Raw genomic sequence first — 19,532 nt, forward strand, 5'->3', positions numbered from 1 at the left:
TCTACTGGGTCGGTGACTGCAGCCAGGGTGTTGAGCAGTGAACGATCATCGGCCACCAGGGAGGCGCTGCTGCTCGCGGCGGAGCGGTTGTTCGCCGAGCGCGGCATGTATGCCGTCTCGAACCGGCAGATCAGTGAGGCCGCCAACCAGGGCAACAACGCCGCGGCGTGCTACCACTTCGGCACGCGAACGGATCTTCTGCGCGCGATCGAGAGCAAGCACCGAGCGCCGATCGAGGAACTGCGCGCCAGGATGCTCGCCGAGATCGAGGGTTCGACCGAGCTGCGCGACTGGGTGAGCGCGTTGGTGCTGCCGTTGACCGATCACCTTGCGGCGCTGGGTAATCCCAGCTGGTATGCGCGATTCGCCGCGCAGGCGATGGCAGACCCGTCTTACCGCCAGGTGGTCACCAAGGACGCGCTGACCTCACCGGAGCTGGTCGCTGCGATCAACGGGATCAACGACTGCCTGCCCGAGCTTCCGAAACGGGTGCGGTACGAACGGATCGTGATGGCGCGCAACCTGTTGATGCACACGTGCGCCGAACACGAAGTCGAGTTGGCCGAGCGCGGTGCCGAAGCCAGACTGGGGTGGGCCAGCGCCGGCCAGGGACTCATCGACGCGATCGTCGGCCTGTGGCAGGCGCCCGTCCATGCCTGACGTCCTCGACTTCCCCATGCCGCGGGCGGCGGGCTGCCCGTTCGCACCGCCGCCCGAGGTGCTCGAACGCAGCGCCACCGAACAGCTTTTCCGCGTTCGCATCTGGGACGGCAGCACGCCCTGGCTGGTCACCGGCTACGAGGCCATCCGGTCGCTGTTCGCCGATAGCCGCGCCAGCGTCGACGACCGCAAACCCGGCTACCCCCACTGGAACGAGGGAATGCTGGCGACGGTGCACAAGCGGCCCCGGTCGGTGTTCACTTCGGATGCCGAGGAACACACCCGTTTCCGCCGCATGCTGTCGCGTCCGTTCACCTACAAACGCGTCGAGGCGCTGCGGCCTGCGGTGCAGCGGATCACCGACCAACACATCGACGCCATCCTGGCCGGACCGAAGCCGGCTGACCTCGTCGAGGGGCTGGCGCTGGCCATCCCGTCCTTGGTCATCAGCGAAATGCTCGGTGTCTCTTACGAAGACGCCGAGTTCTTCCAGACCCAGGCCAACAAGGGAATGAGCCGCTACGCCAGCGCCGAAGACGCCGCGCAAGGCGCTGGCGCGTTGGCGAAGTACCTCGCCAACCTGGTCCGCACCAAGATCGACCACCCCGGTGAGGATCTGGTGTCCGACCTCGCCGAGCGCGTACGCAACGAGGAGATCAGCGTCCGCGAAGCCGCGCAACTGGCCACCGGTGTGCTGATCGCCGGGCACGAGACGACCGCGGGACAAATCGCGGTCAGCATCGTCGCGCTGCTCGAGCACCCCGAGCAGCTGGCGCTGCTCCGCGACGCCGACGATTCGCAGGTGATCGCCGCTGCGGTGGAGGAACTGATGCGCTACTGCAGCATCATCCAGACCGGGCAGCGGCGCATCGCCGACGAGGACATCGAAGTAGGCGGCCGCCTGATCCGGGCCGGCGACGGCATCATCCTCGATGTCGCGCCGGCGAACTGGGACCATCGCCAGTTCCCCGAACCCGACCGGCTTGATCTACGCCGTGACGACGGACCACACGTCGGTTTCGGCTACGGCCGACACCAGTGCGTCGGTCAGCAGCTCGCCCGGATGGAGTTGCAGATCGTATTGCCGACGCTGTTCCGGCGCATTCCGACACTGCGGCTGGCGGTGCCGGTCGACGAGTTGCCGTTCAAACATGACGCGCTCGCCTACGGTCTCTACGAGTTGCCGGTCACCTGGTGACTGGCAACCTGACCCTCACGGTTCCGGATCTCTCCGGGCGGCTGGCGGTCGTCACCGGGGCCAACAGCGGCCTGGGTCTAGGCCTGACTCGCGCGTTGTCGGCTGCCGGCGCCGACATCATCATGGCGGTGCGCAGCACCCGCAAGGGGGAGGCGGCGGCCGAGGACATCCGGGGCACCGTTGCCGCGGCCAAGCTCACGATCAAGGAGCTGGATCTGGCATCGCTGAAAAGCGTTGCAGCCTTTGGTCAAGGCCTCGTCGACGAGGGCAGGCCCGTCGACCTTCTGATCAACAACGCGGGCGTGATGACCCCGCCGCAACGGCAGACCACCGACGACGATTTCGAGCTGCAATTCGGCGCAAACCACCTCGGCCACTTCGCGCTGACGGCTCACCTGCTACCGCTGTTGCAGGCGGCTTCCGGCGCCCGGGTCGTCACCGTCGGCAGCATCGCTGCCAAACAAGAAGGCCTAGGCTTCGATGGCTTCGACGACGCCAATGCCGAGCAGCGATACCGGCCCATGCGCTCATACGGCATCGCCAAGCTTGCCCAGTTGATGTTCGCCGTCGAGCTGAACAGGCGAAGCGAGGCCGCGGCCTGGGGGCTGATGTCGAACGCGGCCCATCCCGGCTTAGCCAAGACGGGCCTGCTCAGCGGTGCATCGTATGGTCGGGAAAAGCCAAGGCTCAGTGCGCGGTTCACAATGCTGACGTGGCGGCTGCTGCCGTTCATGTGGCTCGACGTCGACGAAGCCATCAAACCGACGCTGTATGCGGCGGTGTCACCGGACGCGACCGGCGGCGCGTACTACGGGCCGCGCGGCTTCTACGAAACCGCGGGCGGGGGAGTGACGTTCGCCAAGGTGCCGCGACTGGCCAGCAGCCAGAACGACGCACGCGCACTGTGGCAACTCAGCGAACAGCTCACCGGCATCACGTATCCGAAAGTGGATTGACAAGAAAGAAGCACGGCAAATTGGCAGGACTTCTGTAGGAGACATGACGACCGTCGAACTGATTCCCGAGGCGCCCGACCGCGCGCGCATGTACCGCGACACCGGCGCCCGGCTCCGCGCGGCGATGGCCGAGCAGGGCGTTGACGCGTTGGTGCTTCTGCTCAACGGGCACGTGACATATGCGACCGGTGCGAGCTGGCCGATGCTCGACGCCGGTCTGGGCCACGTGGAGCGCCCCGTAGCGATCGTGCTGGCCGACGACGAACACCCGCACCTGTTCATGCCGTTGCGTGAGGGTGCGTCCAGCGAATTTCGGGTACCGCCTGACCATCTGCACGGACCGCTGTACCTCGAATTCGACGAAGGCGTCGAGCATTTCGCCCGCATGCTTGCCGGCCTCGTGCCTCCGAACGCATGTGTGGCCGTCGATGAGATGTCGGGCGCGATGCGCCGGGCCGCCGACCGGTTGTTCCCGGGCGGCCCACCGTCGGACGCGACGCTTGTCGTCGCGGCCGCTCAATTGGTCAAGACAGCCGACGAGGTGTCGTGTATCCGGCGCGCATGCCGGATCACCGACGAGGCGATGGTCGACATCCAGAAGCAACTCGTGCCGGGCGTGCGGCAGATTGATTTGTCGGCAGCGTTTGTGCGCCACGCCTTCGAGCTCGGCGCCACGGCCAACATGCTCGAGTCGATCTGGCAGGTGATGCCGCCATCGCGGGCCGAGGGCGTGTGGACGACGCACGGCGACCTTGCGTTGCCGCTGTTGACCACCGAGCGGGCACTGGCAGCCGGTGACGTTCTGTGGACCGACGTCAGCATCTCCTACGCCGGTTACTGTTCAGACTTCGGCAGAACCTGGTTGGTCGGTCAGGAGCCCACGGTGGTGCAACAGGATCAGTTCTTGCAGTGGCGCGCGATCCTCGACGCCGTGCTCGCCGTCACGAGAGCGGGCGCCACCTCCGGGGATCTTGCCCGCGCGGCGATTGCGGCCAACGGCGGATCCAAACCGTGGTTGCCACACTTCTATCTGGGACACGGCATCGGCACCTATCCTGCCGAAGCACCTTTGATAGGAACCGATCTCGGCGAGGAATACGACGACAACTTCGTCTTCCCGGCCGGCATGGCGCTGGTGCTCGAGCCGGTAATTTGGCAGGACGGCACCGGCGGTTACCGCAGCGAGGAGATCATCGTCACCACCGACGACGGCTGGTACCGCCTCACCGACTACCCGTACACGCCCTATGGCAGCTGAACTGACCGTCGAAGGGTCCGCAACGCTCCGGTGAGATTCCTTGACTCCCAGAGTTTCAGCACATTGCTCAGCATCTGCAGCGGGGCGCGGACGTGTTCGTCGCCCCTGATTGCCGGATCGGTGCGATGCGTCGCTTCGGGTGCCTTGACGCGGATCAGCGCGGGCACGTCCAGCAGCCAGGTGATGCCCATCAACGCGACGTAGAGCAGCACCTGCTGCTCGAGTGCCGCTGGATCAAGCTTCGGACCGCCCGATGCATGCACCTCACCGCAGAACAACTCGAGGATCTCGTCGAAATCCTGTTCCCATAGCTCGGTTTCGGCGCCCGACATGGAACCCCAGATGGCCATCGCCACGTTCAGCTGACTGACGCAGCCCCAGTCCATCAACCCGCATCTCAGCGTGCCGCCATCGTCAGTCCAGAACCATGCGTTGTCGACGTTGGCGTTCCAGTGGCTCAGCGCGATGTATTCCGTCGCGTCGGTGAGATGGCGCCAGATCGCTGACTCTCGCTCCAGCACCAGCTGAGCTTCGGCGGCGAAGCGATTGAAGAAGTTGGCCGAGCGCACGCTGGCGGGCAGCAGGCCAGGACGCGCCTCGGCGAACTCGGCGAGTCGCGCGACGCGCCGCGCCAACTTTTCCGGGCTCAGCGGTGGGGGTTCGCCCACCGCGGCGGCCCGCAGATCGACGGGGAACCGGCCGGTGAGCTGAGCGGGCAAGCTGCCGGATCGATGCGCGCCCGCCAGGCGGGCGATCGCGGTCAGCAGCGCGCGGTAATGGTCGGCGGCCCGAGGCATCTGGTAATCCAAGCACTTGTGGTACTGCCGTTCGATGCCGTTGCTGCCGAATTGGATTCGCTCGGTGATCAGGATGCCGGTGCCGGACTCACGGTGGTAATCGGCGAACTGTGGGCGCGGCACCACGATGGGGAACTCGGGCGTCAACGACAGCGACGCAAACGTGACCTCGGAGGCCATCTGGGTGCGTCCGCGATCGCGGACCGGGTCGTCGAAGTCGCGGGAGAACTTCACGAAGAGTTCGGTGTGCAGGTCCGGTCGCGGCTCGCGGTAGGTGACGTCGAGGAGCACCTTGCGGCCAGTGCTGCCGCCGGAAACTTCCTCACACCGGGTGACGGCCGTGACAGGCGTCTGAAAAGCCTTAATCAGAAACGCGACTCCGCCATCGCGCAGGGTGGCCGGGTCGGCGGGGAACGACAGACCGGACTCGTCGCCGGTGAACCAGCGACCCGTCACCAGGTCTGCTCGGCCGCGCGGACCAGCATCTCGTTGACTGCCACCCGCCGATCGCGCGTCACCATGTACACCACCGCATCGGCGATGTCCTCCGGCTGCAGTTTGACCATGCCGGCCGTGCGCTGGCTGTTGGCCGAATGCGCCTCGGTGTCAAGGTAATCGAAGATTTCCGTCTGCACCGTGCCCGGCTCGACGAGCCCGACGCGGACCCGCTTGCCGATCAGTTCCTGGCGGATGCCTTCGCTGAACGCGCCGACGCCGAACTTGGTCAACGAGTACACCGCGGTCCCTGACCGCGCCACCCGGCCGCCGGTCGAGCTGATCGTGACGAGATCGGCAACACCTCGCGGAGAGTCGGCGGCCGCAGCGATCAGGTGCGGGATCGCGGCGTGTGTGGCGTAGAGGACGCCCGACACGTTGACCGAGACAAGGTCATCCCAGTCCGCGAGAGGAGCAGCGGCGGCGTCGCCCATCCGCAACAGCCCGGCGTTGTTGACCAGGATGTCGAGGCGGCCCAACCCCTCGACCGTGGTTGCGATGGCGACGGCCACCTGGTCTGAGTCGGTGACATCGGCGGGCGTGACCAACGCCGCACCGCCGATGGACTCGATGTCGGCTTTCAGCTGCTCGAGCCGGTCGGCGCGGCGGGCGAGCAGTGCGACCGCCGCACCCTGCGTGGCCAGCGCGCGGGCCGTCGCGGCGCCGATCCCGCTGCTGGCTCCGGTAACCAACGCCACGGTGCCCGACAGGCTCGTCGTCATCGGGTCTCCTGAATCTGGTCGGCGAACACATAGTCATTGTGCTCACCGAGATTCGGGGCTCCGCGTTCGATCCGGGCCTCGTTGCGCCACATCCGCCACGACGGGCCGAGGACCGGTCGCTGACCCTCGAGGTGGTCGGACACGAAGCGGTATGCGCCGCGCTCCCAGAGCGACTCATCGGCGATGACGTCGAGCGCAGTCGCGCTCTTGGTGGCGGCCACGCCAGCGCGTCGCAATCGTCGCGCGAGCTCGGCCGCATCGTGGGGCCGGGTGAGCTGATGGAGGTCACCGTCGCCGAGGACGTCGTGCAGTGCGCGTCGCTCGGCGTCGTCGGCCGCCGCGATGGTGATCCAGTCGCCGTCGGCGCACGGATAGCAGCCGTGCGGCGACAGGTCGCGGTGGCGGTTGCCGTCCGGCTCGAGCCGCTCACCGGTCAGCGCCTGCTCCACAACACAGTCACCGATCATCGACGTCAGCACCTCGACGGCAGAAACGTCGACGAACTGACCGTGTCCGGTGAGTTCACGGTGCAGAAGAGCGGCGATGGCCGCGAACGCGGCCGCGGCGCCGACGGTCGAGTCGCCGTAGCGCATGCTGGCGCCAAGCGGCGGGCCGTCCTCGTATCCCACGAGCGAGGCGAGGCCGGCCAGCGCGGCGAAGCACGGCGCATAGCCGGTTTGGTAGCCCAGGGGACCGTCGTTGCCCCACATCTTGATCGACACCGAGATGATGTCGGCCTTGATGGCCCGCAATGCGTCGTAGGAGAGCCCTTGCCGTTCCATGGCCCCGGGTCGCAGGTTGTTGATGACGATGTCGCTGCGGCTGATGAGCTCACGCAACCGGGCGGAGCCGGCGGGGGTCGTGATGTCGATGTCGACGCTGAGGATCTCGGGGTTGATGCTGAGGAAAAACGGGGCGTGGTCGATGTCGGTGCCGCCGTAGGCCCGCATCTCCTCGGGCCTTGTGGAGGTTTCGACCTTGATCACTTCGGCGCCAAGGAACGCCAGCAGTTTGCCCGCGTACGGGCCGGCCCATACCTTGGTCAATTCGACGACCCGCACACCCTCCAGCGGTCCGCCCCGCGGTCTCTGCGGCGATTTCAGTTGCGGGGTGGTGACTCTGAGCCGTTGCCGCGGCGCAGGGCCAGCGAGCACTTCAGCCGTGTGCTGACCGAGAGCCGGTGCGCAGCTGCTGATTTCGGCCGGGGAAGCACTCAACAGATAGGGAACGCCTGCGTAGGCGGCGGCGCCCAGTACCGGGTGGGTGACGTCGCGAAAGAAGTTGCGGTGGCGGTACTGCGGCAGTGCCGGTAACTCGTCGACGGTGTGGACCGGAACCAGCGGAACGCCGAGGCGCTGAGCCTGCTCGGCGACGGTGTGTCTGTCGTGGTCTGCAATCCACGGGGCGAAGCCGCGGTGAAACCGCGCTACCTTCTCGGGCGTCACCGAGAACTCCAGCCAGTCGTCGTCGAACTCGTCGAGCCACTGAGGGTGTCCCATCAGCTTCTTGAGCGCCACCCAGTGATAGCCGTTGGTCATGTAGAGGTAGACATAGCCGTCGCGGCACGCGAAGAACGACGCCGGGCCCTGCTGGTCGTAGTCGTCGCGGGTGCCCTCGGGGGTGATCTCGCCGGTGATGAAGCGGCCCAAAATGCAGTCGGTGCGCGAAACCAGCACCGCATGGGCGGAGATGTCGATGAATTCGCCTTGGCCGCGGTGCATCTGGGCGAACAGGCACGACGCCACGCACAGCGCGGCGTCGAGGCCGGCTTCGTAATCGGCGAGGAACCGGCCGGGGCCCTTGAGGGGAGGTTTCATCGGGTCGGCGTGGCTGGGAGTGTGGTAGCCCCATCCACTGGCATGGAAGACGTTGATGGCTTTGGCGTTCCGCAGCTCATCGGGCGTGTCGTGGCCGAACGGCGTGATCGAGCAGACGACGACGTCGGGGTGGCGCTTGGCGAGTTCGGCGGCCGACGCGTGATCGTCGATGACGGCATGTGCCGACGCAATGAGCACCTGTACGGCCTGATCGTCGGCGTCGAGTTCGACGGAGCGCTTGTTGGTGTTGAGATAGGCGAACACGCTGGGCGGGGTCATGGCCCGGGTGTGACTGCCGCACCCGGGCCGTTCGACCTTGACCACGTCGGCGCCGAAGTCGGCGAGCAGCTTGCCGCAGTACTCGCCGGCCACGGATTCGGCAAGCTCGACGACGCGGAGTCCCTTCAGCGCAGACACGAACTCACGGCTTGTTGCGGCCCGAGCGGCTCAGCCGCCACTCGGGTGGGAAGTTCAGGTCGTTGTCCTTCACCACGTTGTTGAGCCCCTTCTCGAAGGTGCCCTCGGTGAGGTCGACCTCGTTCTGCTGATCGTTCTGGATCATCGGCAGCATGCCCTCGACCATGCCCGTGAGCAGGCTGCCGAAGTATTCACCCTTGTGCTGCTTGTAGAGCTCGAGGAAGGTCTTCTGCACCGCGACGGTGTCGGTGGGGCGGGCCTTCGAGCATGCCAGCGCGTACTTCTCGGTTTCCTTCTCCAACTGATCGCGTGGCACGACGCTGTTGACGAAGCCGCAGTCGTACATTTCCTTGGCACTGAAAGGCCTTCCGGTGAACAGCATTTCAGAGAACTTGCGGAGGCCCATGGTCTCGGCCCACCACCATAGCCGCGGTCCCCATCCCACGTAGCGGAACGCGGGATGGCCGAACAGCGCGTCGTCGGATGAGATGACGAGGTCGGCGTCACCGGCCTGGTAGAAGTGCCACCCGTAGCAGTAGCCCTTCGCTTCGATGATGCTGATCTTGCGCAACTCCTGCAGCGGCCGGTTGCCCGCGCGGGCCTTGGCGTAGAAGTCGGTCACCGTCGACAGGTAGCGGTAGGACCCACCCGGTGGATAGCGCACGTCTTCGTCGTTGATGGCCAGCTCGTGCAGCAGCGGCATGCCGGGGTTCTCCAGCATGCCGCGCTGCTCGGGCAGATCCCCGCCACTGCCGAAATCCTCGCCCTCCCCGCGGATCACGACGACCTTGACGTCGTCGTCCACATTGCACTTGTGGATCAGGTCGGCGTAGTTCTGCCGCATGCCCAGCGTGGTCGAGTTCTGCGCTTCCGGCCGGTCGAAGGTGATGTAGGCGATCCGGTTCTTCTTGTCCTTCTCGAACTTGATGTACTGCTGCGCTTCCTTCTTCATTTCTTCGTAGTCGTAATCCGGCATGCCCGTCTCCCTTTGTCTCATCCTGGTTACTTGAGTAGACAGCCCGCATCAACGGGCAGCTGGACGCCTGTGACGTAACGTGATTCGTCAGAGGCGAAGAACAGTACGGCGTTGCTGATGTCCTCGGGCTCCACCCACGGCACCGGCAGCGTGTGCATCATCTGCGACACGGGCGCGAAATCCTCGGGGCCGGGACTCTCCTTGTCGGGGGCGAACAATCGGAAGGTCGCGTCGTTCAGTGCCATCGGCGTGTTCACCTGGGTCGGGTGCACCGAGTTGACGCGGATCGAGTAATGCCCCAACTCGACGGCGAAGGTGCGCATCAAACCCACCACACCGTGTTTGGCGGCGATGTAGTGGCCGGTGTGTGGATGTGCCTTCATGCCGCCGACCGAGCTGGTCAAGATGATCGAGCCGCCGCGTCCGCCGGCAATGACATGCGGCACAGATGCTTTCACCGACTTCCACGCACCCGACAGGTTGACGTCGATCATGTCCTGCCAGATGCGCTCACCGATCTTGTGCAGCTTGTTTCCCGCATTGCCGATGCCCGCGTTGGCCACCACGATGTCGAGCCTGCCCAGCTCCGCCATACCAGCGTCGACGACGGCCTTCACCGCTTCGTAGTCGCGAACGTCGGCCTCCGAGGCGATGATTCGCCTGCCGGTCTTCTCGACCAATGCGACGGTTTCGGCGAGGTCGGCGGGAGTCGACGCGGGATACACCACGTTGTCGATCGGCTTGCAGATGTCGAGCGCGATGATGTCGGCCCCTTCGGACGCCAGCCGCACGGCGTGGCTGCGACCTTGCCCGCGCGCCGCACCGGTGATGAATGCGACCTTGCCCTCGACGCGTCCCGTCATGACGTCACGGCCGGCATGGACTCCCAGCCGCGGACCGTCGACGTGGGGCTGAGCTCGGCATCGGTGAGGTCGACCTCCCACTCCGGGAAGCGGTTGAGGATCTCGTCGAGGGCGACGCGCCCCTCGAGACGGGCCAATGCGTTACCCAGGCAGAAGTGGGTGCCGATACCGAAGGCGAGGTGGCTTTGCGGTCGGCGGTGGATGTTGAACACCTCACTGTCCGCGCCGAACCGGCGCGGGTCGCGGTTGGCGGCACCGACGATCAGCATCATCGCGTTGCCAGCAGGCACGGTTTGACCGTAGTACTCCACATCGCGTGTCACGTAGCGACTGACATGCGGGGCGGGCGGCTCGAACCGCAGCAGTTCTTCGATCGCGGCGGGCAGCAGCGTGCGGTTGGCGACCAGATCGCGTCGCTGGTCGGGGTGCTCGGCGAGCACCTTGCCCGCCCAGCCCAGCAGCCGGGTGGTCGTTTCGCTGCCCGCGGTCGAGATCACCTGCAGGTACAGCAGCAGCTCGTCGCGGCCCAAGCGCCGGATCACGCCGGTTTCGTCGGCGAACTCGGCGGCCAGCAACTCGGTCATGATGTCATCGGACGGGTGCTCGGCGCGCCAGTCGATGTAAGAGGCAAATACTTCGCCGGTGGCGATGACAGCGTCGGGGTTCTCGGTCATCTTGCCGCCGCGCTCAGTGCGCAGTGTCGAGTCGCCGTGCTCTGAGACATACGCCTGGTCCGACTCGGGGATGCCGAGCAGCATGCCGATGACCTTCATCGGCATCTGTGCGCCGAGGTCTTTGACGAAGTCGAACCGGCCCGTGCCGACCAACGGGTCCAGGCAGCGTGCGGTGAACTCGCGGATCTTCGGTTCCAGGGCGGCCACCTTGCGCGGTGTGAAGATCCGCGACAGCAGCTTGCGGTGGATGTTGTGGATCGGCGGGTCCTCGAAGATCAGTGTGCCCGACGGGATCTCCATGCCGGACTGGATGATCTCGAGCACCGCGCCGCGCGCTGAGCTGAACGTCTCGAAGTCGTGCAGGGCGGCGTCCACGTCGTCGTACCGGCTCAGCGCGAAGAAACCGTGCCGCTCATTGAAATAGAGAGGCGCTTCCTCGCGGATCCGGCGGAACATCGGGTACGGGTCCGCGTTGAGGTCGACGTCATACGGGTCGTAATAGACGTCACTCCCGGCGCTTACAGTCACAAGGCCCAGTGTTTCAGCGCCGGAACGCCTTCGGGCTGTTTGTACTCTCTGCTTAAAAGAAAGGCCGGTTGGCATGTCTGACATCGCTTTTAAGCCCGCACATGCACGGGCAGCGGCCATCGGCCGCCGCGAGCCGGCCGACAATCTCGCCAATAGTGCGCCGCGGCGAACGCCCTGCCCCGACAATGAATGGACGGGCGTGAGGGGAGAGCATGACGATCGTCAGAATTGCGGCATCGGCCGCGTTGACGGGGGTGGCGGCGTTAGCCGTCGCCGGGCCGGCGTACGCCGACAACTTCGAAGACGGCAAGTACATCGTTGTTCGCACCGCTGGACTCGCGCCAGGCCACCATCCTGGAGCGGCCGACGCAATGTGGACCGTCAGTTCCTGCGGACCCGGTTGCAAACAAGTCGACGGTGACATCGACATCAGTTGGCAAATGCATCTGGTGGACGGTCGCTGGACCGGCTCAACGCACAGAGCAGAAGCGGTCGACTGCAAGAACGGCACATGGGCCAGCGGCACGATGGTGCTGTCGCTGGATCCGCAGACGCTTCGCGGAAAGATCGTCAGTAGCTCGGATGGACCGGCTTGCGGCAGCCCGACCCCGATCACGGCGGGCACCGTGGACCTTCAAATGGGTCACGCCTAGCCAGGCGAACCAACCAGCCGCCCTCAATGTCGCCGCCGCACAGGCGGTTTCATTCGCTGCTTTTCGTCCTGTTTGCTCGAGAGAAAGGGCAACCGGCATGGAGGACATCGCTTTGCAGCCCGCACATGTGCTGGCAGCGGCCATCCGGCGCGGTGACGTATCGAGCCGCGAGTTGCTCGAGTACTACCTCGCCCGTGTCGAAGCAGTCAACCCGCTAGTGAACGCCGTCGTCACCACAGACCCCGACGGGGCGCGCGGCGCCGCGGACGCCGCGGATGCCGAGTTGGCGCGCTGCGACGACATCGGTCCACTGCACGGCGTGCCGATGACCGTCAAGGACACCTTCCAGACCGCGGGCATGCGGACCACCTGCGGGCTGCCCGCCTGGGATCACGTGCCAGAGGGGGACGCCGAGGCGGTGCGACGGCTTCGCTGCGCCGGTGCGGTGATATTCGGCAAGACCAACACTCCCGCGCAGGCGGGGGACTGGCAGACGTACAACGCGATCTTCGGTACCACCAACAACCCGTGGGATACCGCGCGGACCACCGGCGGATCCTCGGGTGGCGCCGCGGCGGCGGTCGCGACCGGGATGACGGCTCTGGAGCTGGGCAGTGACATCGGCGGATCGATCCGCTTCCCGGCGAATTGGACCGGGGTCTGCGGACACAAGACGACGTGGGGCATCGTCTCGCAAGCGGGTCACTTGCCACCCGCCCCGGGCAGACTCGCCAGCACCGACCTCGCCGTCGTCGGTCCGTTGGCACGCGACGTCACCGACCTCGAGCTGGCCCTGGACGTGATCGCGGGCGCGGCGGGTGACGCCGCAGTCGGCTGGCGGTTAGAGCTTCCGCCGCCGCGCGCCACCGCGCTGGAGGATCTGCGGCTCGCGCTCTGGCTCGGTGACTCGGACTATCCCGTCGACGCCGAGGTGGCGACGGTCCTAGCTGCAGCAGCGGACGCGCTGCAGGCCGGCGGGGCGCGACTGGTCGATAAGCGGCCGGCCGTCGCGATGCCGGACGTGGTGCGGCTCTATCAGCAGTTTCTGTATCCGATCCTGCTATCCGGCATGGGGCAGCAGTCTTTCGACGGCATGGTGAAGCTGGCGGCCTCGCTGGCCGACGACGATGATCGGCCGTTGGCGCGCACGGCGCGCTTCGCTACGCAGCGCTACCGCGACTGGGCGTTTGCCACCGAGAAGCGGGAACAGCTTCGGGCTTTGATGGCGAACTACTTCGTCGACGTCGACGCGCTGCTCACCCCGGTGGCGATGGTGCCCGCAATCGCGCACGATCACCGCGAGCCGTTTACCGACAGGGTGATCGAGGTCAACGGCGCGGTCCGGCCCTACACCGACCTGATGGCGTGGGTGGCGCTGGCGACGTTGGCGCATCTGCCGGCGACAGTGGTGCCGGTGGGCCGTACGGCGTCGGGCCTGCCGGTGGGGATGCAGATCATCGGCCCCTATCTCGAGGACCGGACGACACTTACTGCCGGTCGCCTGGTCGAGCAGGTGTTGGGAGGCTTCGTCGCACCACCCGGAGTATGACTACAACCGCTGCAGCGCGAACGTCCAGAACTGGGTTCCGGGAGGGCCGCCGAAGCAGCCGACGTCGTAGGTGGAATTGATCTCGCCGGCCAGCGTGACCTGGTTCCAGGTGTAAGTGTCGCGTGAGGGCAGCACCTGGCCGGGACAGCGCAGGCCGTCGGGTACGTCGACCACCAAGGTGTAGATGTCACCGTCGAGGTGTGCCTTGCCGCCGTACTCGTAGTAGTACTTCAGTCGGGATATGCCGTTGACGTCGACACAGTCTGGCGATTTCTCCGGGATGCAGGTGGAAATCCACCACACCCACGACGCCCGGTCGTACCGGTTGGTGAGTAGGTCGTAATTGCCCAGTGTCATGAACGCTTTGGCTGGTGGCGCGAACGTGAGCGCGCCGAGAGCGACCACGATCGCCGCGCTGATAGCAGTCAAACGTCTCACGATCGTCCCTCCTCGCCGCGCTACAGGCTGTCTATCAAACCATTCGCCCAAGCCTTCGTCGGCGTTTCAGTCGATGACGGCGGCCTCTTTGCGCTCCGTAATCGGTCGCGCGAGTTCCTGCTCGTTGCAGATGCGCTGCAGTTTCTCCAGCGTCTCGTCCAGGCCCGGTCCCAGCGGCTTGCCGGGCGTGAACGTCGTCGGCAGGTGCTTCATGCCCTGGATGACCCCGATGGTCTCGTAGTGCTCGGTGCCCTCGGGATCGCAGACATAATCCGGCATGCGGTCGAGCACGGCAGTCAGCATCGATTTGAACACCGTCCGCGCAACGTTGGACCCGACGCAGCGGTGCACACCGATACCGAAACTGAAGTGGCGGTTGCCTTTTCGGTCGAGGATGACTTCGTGGGGCTTCTCGAACACCGAGGGGTCGCGGTTGGCCATCGCCCAGGAAATCCACAGCCGCTCACCCTCTTTGAAGCGGGTGCCCTCGAACTCGACGTCGTCGGAGAACGTGCGGCCGTCGCCCGGGGCAGGGGTGAAGTAGCGCAGGAACTCTTCGGTGGCCGGGTTGAGCAGTTTGTCGCGTTCGCGGCTGAGCAACTCGCGCTGGCCCGGATTTTCCGACAACCACTCGAGCGCGTGCGCGGTCAACGCCGTCGTGGTGTCGAAGCCGCCGCCGATGATCAGGCCGAGGTTGCCGAGTATCTCCAGGTCGGGTGCGGGCTCGCCGTCGATCCGCAGCTGCAGGAGGGCGTTCACCAGGCCCGGCCGCGGATTCTCGCGGACCTCGTTCATGGTGTTGATCATGTCGATGCCCATCTGTCGGTTCATCTCGGCGACCCGGGGGGCATCGGGCGAATGCTCAGGGGTTGACACCGAAAGGTGAGCGGGTTCGCTGTACACCGGCCACTTCTTGAGCTCGATGCCCATCATCGCCAGCGTGAGCACGGCCGGGACGATGTTGGCCAGATCGTCGACGAAGTCGATGTGGCCGGACTCGATTTTCTCGTCCAATGCCGCCCGCACGATTTCGTTGACGAACGGTTCCCACCGCTTGACTGCCGCGGGGGAGAGGTAGGGGTTGAGCGCGCCGCGGTAGAGGCTGTGCTCGGGCTCGTCCATCTCGAGGATGCCGCCACGCACCACCGTGGCCCGCTGCGCCTTCGGAATCGTGATGCCCTGATACGGCGTCTCGCCCGTCAAATCATGGTGGTTGGACACCGCAGGGCAGCGGGCGAGCTCGAAGACTTCCTTGCTGCCCGCAGCGACCCAGTGCCCGTCGTAGGTGTCCGACCACGCCATCGGACACTTGGCCTGCATCTCTTCGGTGATCTTCTCGAACTGCAACCGGTACTCCGGCGTGTGGCGGTCGAAGTGATAGCGATTCTTCTTGCGCTCGCTGTCGGCGGCTGAGTCTTCGGCGAAGTCGTCGATGGTGGTCAACCTTCACTCCTCGATCGAGATGGCCTGTTCGGGGCATGAGTGCGCCGCTTCGCGCACCGCTTCTTCCTGCCCGGGCGGAACGATTTCGTTCGCCGGTGACGACGTGCCGTCAATGTCGCTGAGCTCGAATGCATCCGGGGCGATCATCGCGCACAGCGTGTGACCCTGGCAGCGCCCCGAGTCGACAGAAACCTTCATTCGTGACCTCCGCTAGACGTTTCGGCTCAGGTGTTCCGGCCGCCGTTGACCCCGAGGATCTGACCCGTGATGTAGCCGGCCTCCTCAGAGATCAGGAATGCGCATGCGGCGGCGATGTCTTCGGGCTTGCCGACCCGGCGCACCGGGGTGCGGGCGATGTGTTCCTCGACGGTGCCGCCGAGGAGTCCGCGCTCCTCGGACTTGCGCAGCATCGGGGTGTCGATGAATCCGGGCGGGACCGCGTTGACCGTGATGCCCATGGGCCCGTACTCCAGCGCCAGCGACTTGGTCAGCCCATTCACCGCCGACTTCGCTGCGACGTAGGCCGACATGTACGGCTGGCCGGACTGGGCGCTGGACGAGGAGATGTTGACGATCCGGCCCCAGCCTGCCTCGATCATGTCCGGCAACACCGCTTGCACACAGTGGAAGACGCCGTTGAGGTTCACGTCCACGACGCGGTTGAAGTCGGAGAACGTGAGGTCGTGGAACCGTTTGAACCGTTCCATACCTGCTGCGTTCACCAGGACGGTGATCGGGCCGAGCTGCTCGCGCACGCCGGCCAGCGCAGCGTCGACGGCGGCGCGGTCGGTGACGTCGGCGATGTAGGCGAACTTCTCATCGGAGTCGACGAGATCGAGGGTGGCGACGTGATACCCGTCGGAGCTCAGCCGATGGGCGACGGCCCGGCCGATACCTGAACCGCCTCCGGTGACGACGGCGGTCGTCACGACTGGGCGCCCGTCTCAACCATCAAGAATCATCCTTCCGAATATGAGAACCGTACTCTCGCATTGTGCGGTATCGCAAGACAAATCAGGCCCAATTGTCGCATGCGTTTTTTCCTCAAACCCGTCATCAGGGCACATGACTAGGACATCTTCATTTTCTTGAGTTCTCGTGACGCGAATGTATGATTCGCCGAGGATGAGAATGAAGTTTCCATCACACTGTAACTTTGCTAGGGAGGCCGGATGACGGAGGCGCCGACGATCGCTGGCGGCGGGCCGGGGGCGGGCACGTCGGATCAACGGGGCGCCCGGCGGATGCTGATCGATGGTCAGCTGGTGGAGACGCCGGGGACGTTCGCGTCCGTCAACCCCGCAACCGAAGAAACGGTCGGCTATGCCCCTGACGCGTCGGTCGCCGATGCGCATGCCGCAGTCGCCGCGGCGCGGCGGGCGTTCGACACCACCGACTGGTCCACGAACACCGAGTTTCGGATCGCCTGCCTCGACCAGCTGCACCGCGTCCTCGTGGAGCATCGCGACGAACTCGCCGAGCTGACCATCGCCGAAGTCGGTGCGACGCCGGCCATGTGTGCGGGCGCTCAACTCGACGCGCCGATCGCGATCGTGCGCCACTACGCCGATCTGCTGAAGACCTACCCGCTGACCGAGGATCTCGGCAACAGCGAGAGCCACGGGATGCAGCACCACCGCTGGGTGGAAAAAGAGGCCGCGGGGGTGGTGGCGGCGATCATCGCCTACAACTATCCGACCCAGTTGGCGCTGGCAAAGCTCGCGCCCGCGCTGGCGGCCGGCTGCACCGTTGTCCTCAAGGGCGCACCGGACACACCGCTGATCACACTCGCCCTCGGCGAGTTGATCGCCGAACACACCGACATCCCCGCCGGTGTCGTCAACGTGCTTTCCGGCACCGATTCCCAAGTGGGTGTCGCGCTGACCACGAGCCCGGACGTCGACATGATCACCTTCACCGGCTCCACACCGACCGGCCGGGCGATCATGGCCGCGGCGAGTGAGACCTGTAAACGCGTCTTCCTCGAACTCGGTGGCAAGTCGGCGGCGATCGTGCTCGACGACGGCGACTTCGACACGGCCGCACTGTTCACCGCGTTCGCCGTGGCCAGCCACTCGGGTCAGGGGTGCGCGATCACGACGCGGATCCTGGTGCCGACCAAGCACCACGACGAGATTGTCGAGAAGCTGAAGAACAACCTCGAGGTGGTGAACTACGGCAACCCCGCCGAGGAGGGCACCTATACGGGTCCGCTGATCAGCGAGAAGCAGCGCGACAAGGTCGACGGCATGGTCAAGCGCGCCGTCGAGGCGGGCGCGACGTTGGTTACCGGTGGCGAGAAGGTGAGCCCTGGCTTCTTCTATAAGCCGACGCTGATGACCGACGTCGATCCGGACAGCGAGATCGCCCAGGAGGAGGTGTTCGGACCGGTGCTGGTCGTCATCCGCTATGAGGACGATGACGACGCGGTTCGCATCGCCAACAACTCGATCTACGGGCTCTCGGGTGCGGTCTTCGGTAGCGAGGACCGCGCGCTGGCGGTCGCGCGCCGCATCCGCACCGGCACGTTGTCGGTCAACGGCGGCATGTACTTCGGCCCCGACAGCCCGTTCGGCGGCTACAAGCAGTCCGGCATCGGCAGGGAGATGGGCGCCGCGGGCCTGGAGGAGTTCCTGGAGCGCAAGACGATTGCGACGGTGGTGTCATGAGTGCGCCTCTTGACGGCATTCGCGTTCTCGAAGTCGCGATGTACGGCTTCGTGCCGTCGGCTGGTGCGGTGCTCACCGAATGGGGCGCCGACGTCATCAAGGTCGAGCACGCGGTCACCGGTGACCCGCAGCGCGGACTGCGCCAGACCGGGCTGCTGCGCGTGGAGGGCGATCCAAATCCCAACATCGAGCACGCCAATCGCAACAAGCGCAGCATCGGGCTCGACATGTCAGTTCCCGAGGGCCGAGAGGTGCTGCTCGAACTCGCCAAGCGCAGCGACGTCTTCCTGACCAGCTTCCTGCCCGGCCATCGCCAGAAGTTCGGTATCGACGTCGATGACATCCGCGCCGTCAACCCCAAGATCATCTACGCCCGGGGCAGTGCGCTCGGGCCGCGCGGCGAGGAGTCGGTCAAGGGTGGATACGACATGACCGCCTTCTGGTGCCGTGCGGGCACCGCGGCGACCATCACCCCGCCCGGCACGCCGGGCATGGTCGGCCCGCCGGGTCCGGCCTACGGCGACACCATCAGCGGTACGAACCTGGCGGGAGGTATCGCTGCGGCGCTGCTGAAGCGTGAACGCACAGGCGAGCCGTCGATCGTCGACGTCTCGCTGCTCGGCAGCGGGTTCTGGTCGTTGGGTCACACCGTCGCGCTGACCAAGCACCTCGGCGAACGCATGGAGGCATTCCCGCCCGGCGTGCACGGCTCGCCCATCAACCCGCTTGTCGGCTTGTATCCCACCGCCGACGACCGGTACATATCTTTCGTCATGATGCAGCCGACGAAGTTCTGGGCCGACGTGTGCACGCACATGGATCTTGAGGAGTTCGCCGACGATCCGCGGTTCGCCACCGCCGAGTCCATCGCGGAAAATACCGCGGTGGCGACGGGGATCTTGACCGAGGCGATGTCGAAGCGGCCGCTCGCCGAATGGAGTGAGCGGTTTGCGACGCTGCTCGGTCCGTGGGCGCCGGTGCAAGACACCCTGCAGGCCGTCGAGGACGCGCAGATCCGCGCCAACGAATACCTGGTACAGGCTGGCGAGCTCGAATTGGTGGCGAATCCGGTGCAGTTTGATGTCACTGCACCCCAATCCGGACCGGCGCCTGCGTTCGCAGAGCAGACTGACGAGATTCTGCTGGAGCTCGGGTTGGATTGGGACCGCATCATCGAGCTCAAGACGGCCGGCGCGGTCACGTAGATAGCAAAGGACCACATGCCCTGCGACAAGGCCGCACGAAGCCGTCCGAAGAGTCCCGCGATGCGACAGCAACGACGCAATCGGGGGTCAATGTGACCGAAGTTCACGATTTGTTTCCGGCGATCGAGGCGATCAGCTATAAGTTGTTCGGATTCGCCGAACAGTACGGGGGCTGCACATCGTCGAAGCCGGGATCACATCGATCGGCGGAGGC

The 19,532-nt window shown here is 65.7% G+C and carries 18 protein-coding genes; 8 read left to right on the forward strand and 10 right to left on the reverse strand.

Annotation, left to right across the window (positions count from 1 at the left end; genetic code table 11):
* Positions 1–12: 12 nt before the first annotated feature.
* The 4 genes from A5651_RS07475 to A5651_RS07490 are packed head-to-tail and all read left to right on the forward strand — an operon-like array spanning position 13 to position 4,072.
* On the forward strand, positions 13–660 hold the full coding sequence (locus A5651_RS07475; protein ID WP_369803919.1) for a TetR/AcrR family transcriptional regulator: 648 nt from the start codon (positions 13–15) through the stop codon (positions 658–660).
* Positions 653–1,858: a cytochrome P450 gene (locus tag A5651_RS07480; RefSeq protein WP_066977591.1), complete on the forward strand. Its 1,206-nt coding sequence runs from the start codon at positions 653–655 to the stop codon at positions 1,856–1,858. The genes A5651_RS07475 and A5651_RS07480 overlap by 8 nt, the downstream gene beginning before the upstream one ends.
* The gene (locus A5651_RS07485) at positions 1,852–2,814 is read left to right on the forward strand and encodes an SDR family oxidoreductase (RefSeq protein WP_066977594.1); all 963 of its coding nucleotides are present in this window, start codon (positions 1,852–1,854) and stop codon (positions 2,812–2,814) included. The genes A5651_RS07480 and A5651_RS07485 overlap by 7 nt, the downstream gene beginning before the upstream one ends.
* A 43-nt stretch (positions 2,815–2,857) precedes the next feature.
* Positions 2,858–4,072 carry a Xaa-Pro peptidase family protein gene (locus A5651_RS07490; protein ID WP_066977597.1) on the forward strand — a complete coding sequence of 405 codons (1,215 nt, stop codon included), beginning with the start codon at positions 2,858–2,860 and terminating at the stop codon, positions 4,070–4,072.
* On the opposite strand, the gene A5651_RS07495 is transcribed toward A5651_RS07490, so the two are convergent.
* From A5651_RS07495 to A5651_RS07520, 6 genes are read right to left on the reverse strand one after another with little or no spacing between them, the layout of a single operon-like run.
* Complete coding sequence (locus A5651_RS07495) at positions 4,060–5,325, reverse strand: hypothetical protein (protein WP_066977600.1); 1,266 nt, start codon at positions 5,323–5,325, stop codon at positions 4,060–4,062. The genes A5651_RS07490 and A5651_RS07495 overlap by 13 nt on opposite strands.
* Complete coding sequence (locus tag A5651_RS07500; protein WP_066977603.1) at positions 5,322–6,086, reverse strand: SDR family NAD(P)-dependent oxidoreductase; 765 nt, start codon at positions 6,084–6,086, stop codon at positions 5,322–5,324. Before A5651_RS07500 ends, A5651_RS07495 begins: the two co-directional genes overlap by 4 nt.
* Complete coding sequence (locus A5651_RS07505) at positions 6,083–8,320, reverse strand: CaiB/BaiF CoA-transferase family protein (RefSeq protein WP_066977606.1); 2,238 nt, start codon at positions 8,318–8,320, stop codon at positions 6,083–6,085. Before A5651_RS07505 ends, A5651_RS07500 begins: the two co-directional genes overlap by 4 nt.
* 4 nt (positions 8,321–8,324) lie before the next feature.
* On the reverse strand, positions 8,325–9,296 hold the full coding sequence (locus tag A5651_RS07510; RefSeq protein WP_066977609.1) for an enoyl-CoA hydratase/isomerase family protein: 972 nt from the start codon (positions 9,294–9,296) through the stop codon (positions 8,325–8,327).
* A gap of 26 nt (positions 9,297–9,322) precedes the next feature.
* A complete protein-coding gene (locus A5651_RS07515) occupies positions 9,323–10,159 on the reverse strand; it encodes a mycofactocin-coupled SDR family oxidoreductase (RefSeq protein ID WP_066977628.1) in 837 nt (278 codons plus the stop codon).
* Positions 10,156–11,361, reverse strand: a complete 1,206-nt coding sequence (locus tag A5651_RS07520) for a cytochrome P450 (protein ID WP_066977631.1) — start codon at positions 11,359–11,361, stop codon at positions 10,156–10,158. Before A5651_RS07520 ends, A5651_RS07515 begins: the two co-directional genes overlap by 4 nt.
* Positions 11,362–11,573: 212 nt before the next feature.
* Between A5651_RS07520 and A5651_RS07525 the strand changes: the two genes are divergently transcribed.
* Both A5651_RS07525 and A5651_RS07530 read left to right on the forward strand, forming a co-directional pair.
* Positions 11,574–12,014, forward strand: a complete 441-nt coding sequence (locus A5651_RS07525) for a hypothetical protein (protein WP_066977633.1) — start codon at positions 11,574–11,576, stop codon at positions 12,012–12,014.
* A 97-nt stretch (positions 12,015–12,111) separates the two neighbouring features.
* On the forward strand, positions 12,112–13,563 hold the full coding sequence (locus A5651_RS07530; RefSeq protein ID WP_066977636.1) for an amidase: 1,452 nt from the start codon (positions 12,112–12,114) through the stop codon (positions 13,561–13,563).
* On the opposite strand, the gene A5651_RS07535 is transcribed toward A5651_RS07530, so the two are convergent.
* The 4 genes from A5651_RS07535 to A5651_RS07550 form a co-directional block, all read right to left on the reverse strand.
* Positions 13,564–14,001 (reverse strand): hypothetical protein, encoded by a 438-nt coding sequence (locus A5651_RS07535; protein WP_066977639.1) that lies wholly within the window; start codon positions 13,999–14,001, stop codon positions 13,564–13,566.
* Between the two features lie 66 nt (positions 14,002–14,067).
* The gene (locus tag A5651_RS07540; protein ID WP_369803924.1) at positions 14,068–15,435 is read right to left on the reverse strand and encodes a cytochrome P450; all 1,368 of its coding nucleotides are present in this window, start codon (positions 15,433–15,435) and stop codon (positions 14,068–14,070) included.
* Positions 15,436–15,447: 12 nt separating this feature from the next.
* Positions 15,448–15,642 (reverse strand): ferredoxin, encoded by a 195-nt coding sequence (locus A5651_RS07545; protein ID WP_066977645.1) that lies wholly within the window; start codon positions 15,640–15,642, stop codon positions 15,448–15,450.
* Positions 15,643–15,668: 26 nt separating this feature from the next.
* Positions 15,669–16,373 carry an SDR family NAD(P)-dependent oxidoreductase gene (locus tag A5651_RS07550; protein ID WP_066977647.1) on the reverse strand — a complete coding sequence of 235 codons (705 nt, stop codon included), beginning with the start codon at positions 16,371–16,373 and terminating at the stop codon, positions 15,669–15,671.
* A 243-nt stretch (positions 16,374–16,616) separates the two neighbouring features.
* Between A5651_RS07550 and A5651_RS07555 the strand changes: the two genes are divergently transcribed.
* Positions 16,617–18,113, forward strand: a complete 1,497-nt coding sequence (locus A5651_RS07555) for an aldehyde dehydrogenase family protein (protein ID WP_066977650.1) — start codon at positions 16,617–16,619, stop codon at positions 18,111–18,113.
* Entirely contained in the window at positions 18,110–19,318 is a 1,209-nt protein-coding gene (locus tag A5651_RS07560) for a CaiB/BaiF CoA-transferase family protein (RefSeq protein ID WP_066977653.1), read from the forward strand. Before A5651_RS07555 ends, A5651_RS07560 begins: the two co-directional genes overlap by 4 nt.
* Positions 19,319–19,532: the final 214 nt, after the last annotated feature.

Origin of the sequence: Mycobacterium sp. 1274761.0, from assembly GCF_001668615.1 — a bacterium.
In the GTDB taxonomy this organism is placed as follows: Bacteria; Actinomycetota; Actinomycetes; order Mycobacteriales; family Mycobacteriaceae; genus Mycobacterium.

What these genes read in the sequence shown, in the direction of transcription:
- A5651_RS07480 (WP_066977591.1), top strand. Translation starts at nt 653, where the DNA reads ATGCCTGACGTCCTCGACTTCCCCATGCCGCGGGCGGCGGGCTGCCCG.
- A5651_RS07490 (WP_066977597.1), top strand. Translation starts at nt 2,858, where the DNA reads ATGACGACCGTCGAACTGATTCCCGAGGCGCCCGACCGCGCGCGCATG.
- A5651_RS07500 (WP_066977603.1), bottom strand. Translation starts at nt 6,086, where the DNA reads ATGACGACGAGCCTGTCGGGCACCGTGGCGTTGGTTACCGGAGCCAGC.
- A5651_RS07510 (WP_066977609.1), bottom strand. Translation starts at nt 9,296, where the DNA reads ATGCCGGATTACGACTACGAAGAAATGAAGAAGGAAGCGCAGCAGTAC.
- A5651_RS07515 (WP_066977628.1), bottom strand. Translation starts at nt 10,159, where the DNA reads ATGACGGGACGCGTCGAGGGCAAGGTCGCATTCATCACCGGTGCGGCG.
- A5651_RS07525 (WP_066977633.1), top strand. Translation starts at nt 11,574, where the DNA reads ATGACGATCGTCAGAATTGCGGCATCGGCCGCGTTGACGGGGGTGGCG.
- A5651_RS07530 (WP_066977636.1), top strand. Translation starts at nt 12,112, where the DNA reads ATGGAGGACATCGCTTTGCAGCCCGCACATGTGCTGGCAGCGGCCATC.
- A5651_RS07545 (WP_066977645.1), bottom strand. Translation starts at nt 15,642, where the DNA reads ATGAAGGTTTCTGTCGACTCGGGGCGCTGCCAGGGTCACACGCTGTGC.
- A5651_RS07555 (WP_066977650.1), top strand. Translation starts at nt 16,617, where the DNA reads ATGACGGAGGCGCCGACGATCGCTGGCGGCGGGCCGGGGGCGGGCACG.
- A5651_RS07560 (WP_066977653.1), top strand. Translation starts at nt 18,110, where the DNA reads ATGAGTGCGCCTCTTGACGGCATTCGCGTTCTCGAAGTCGCGATGTAC.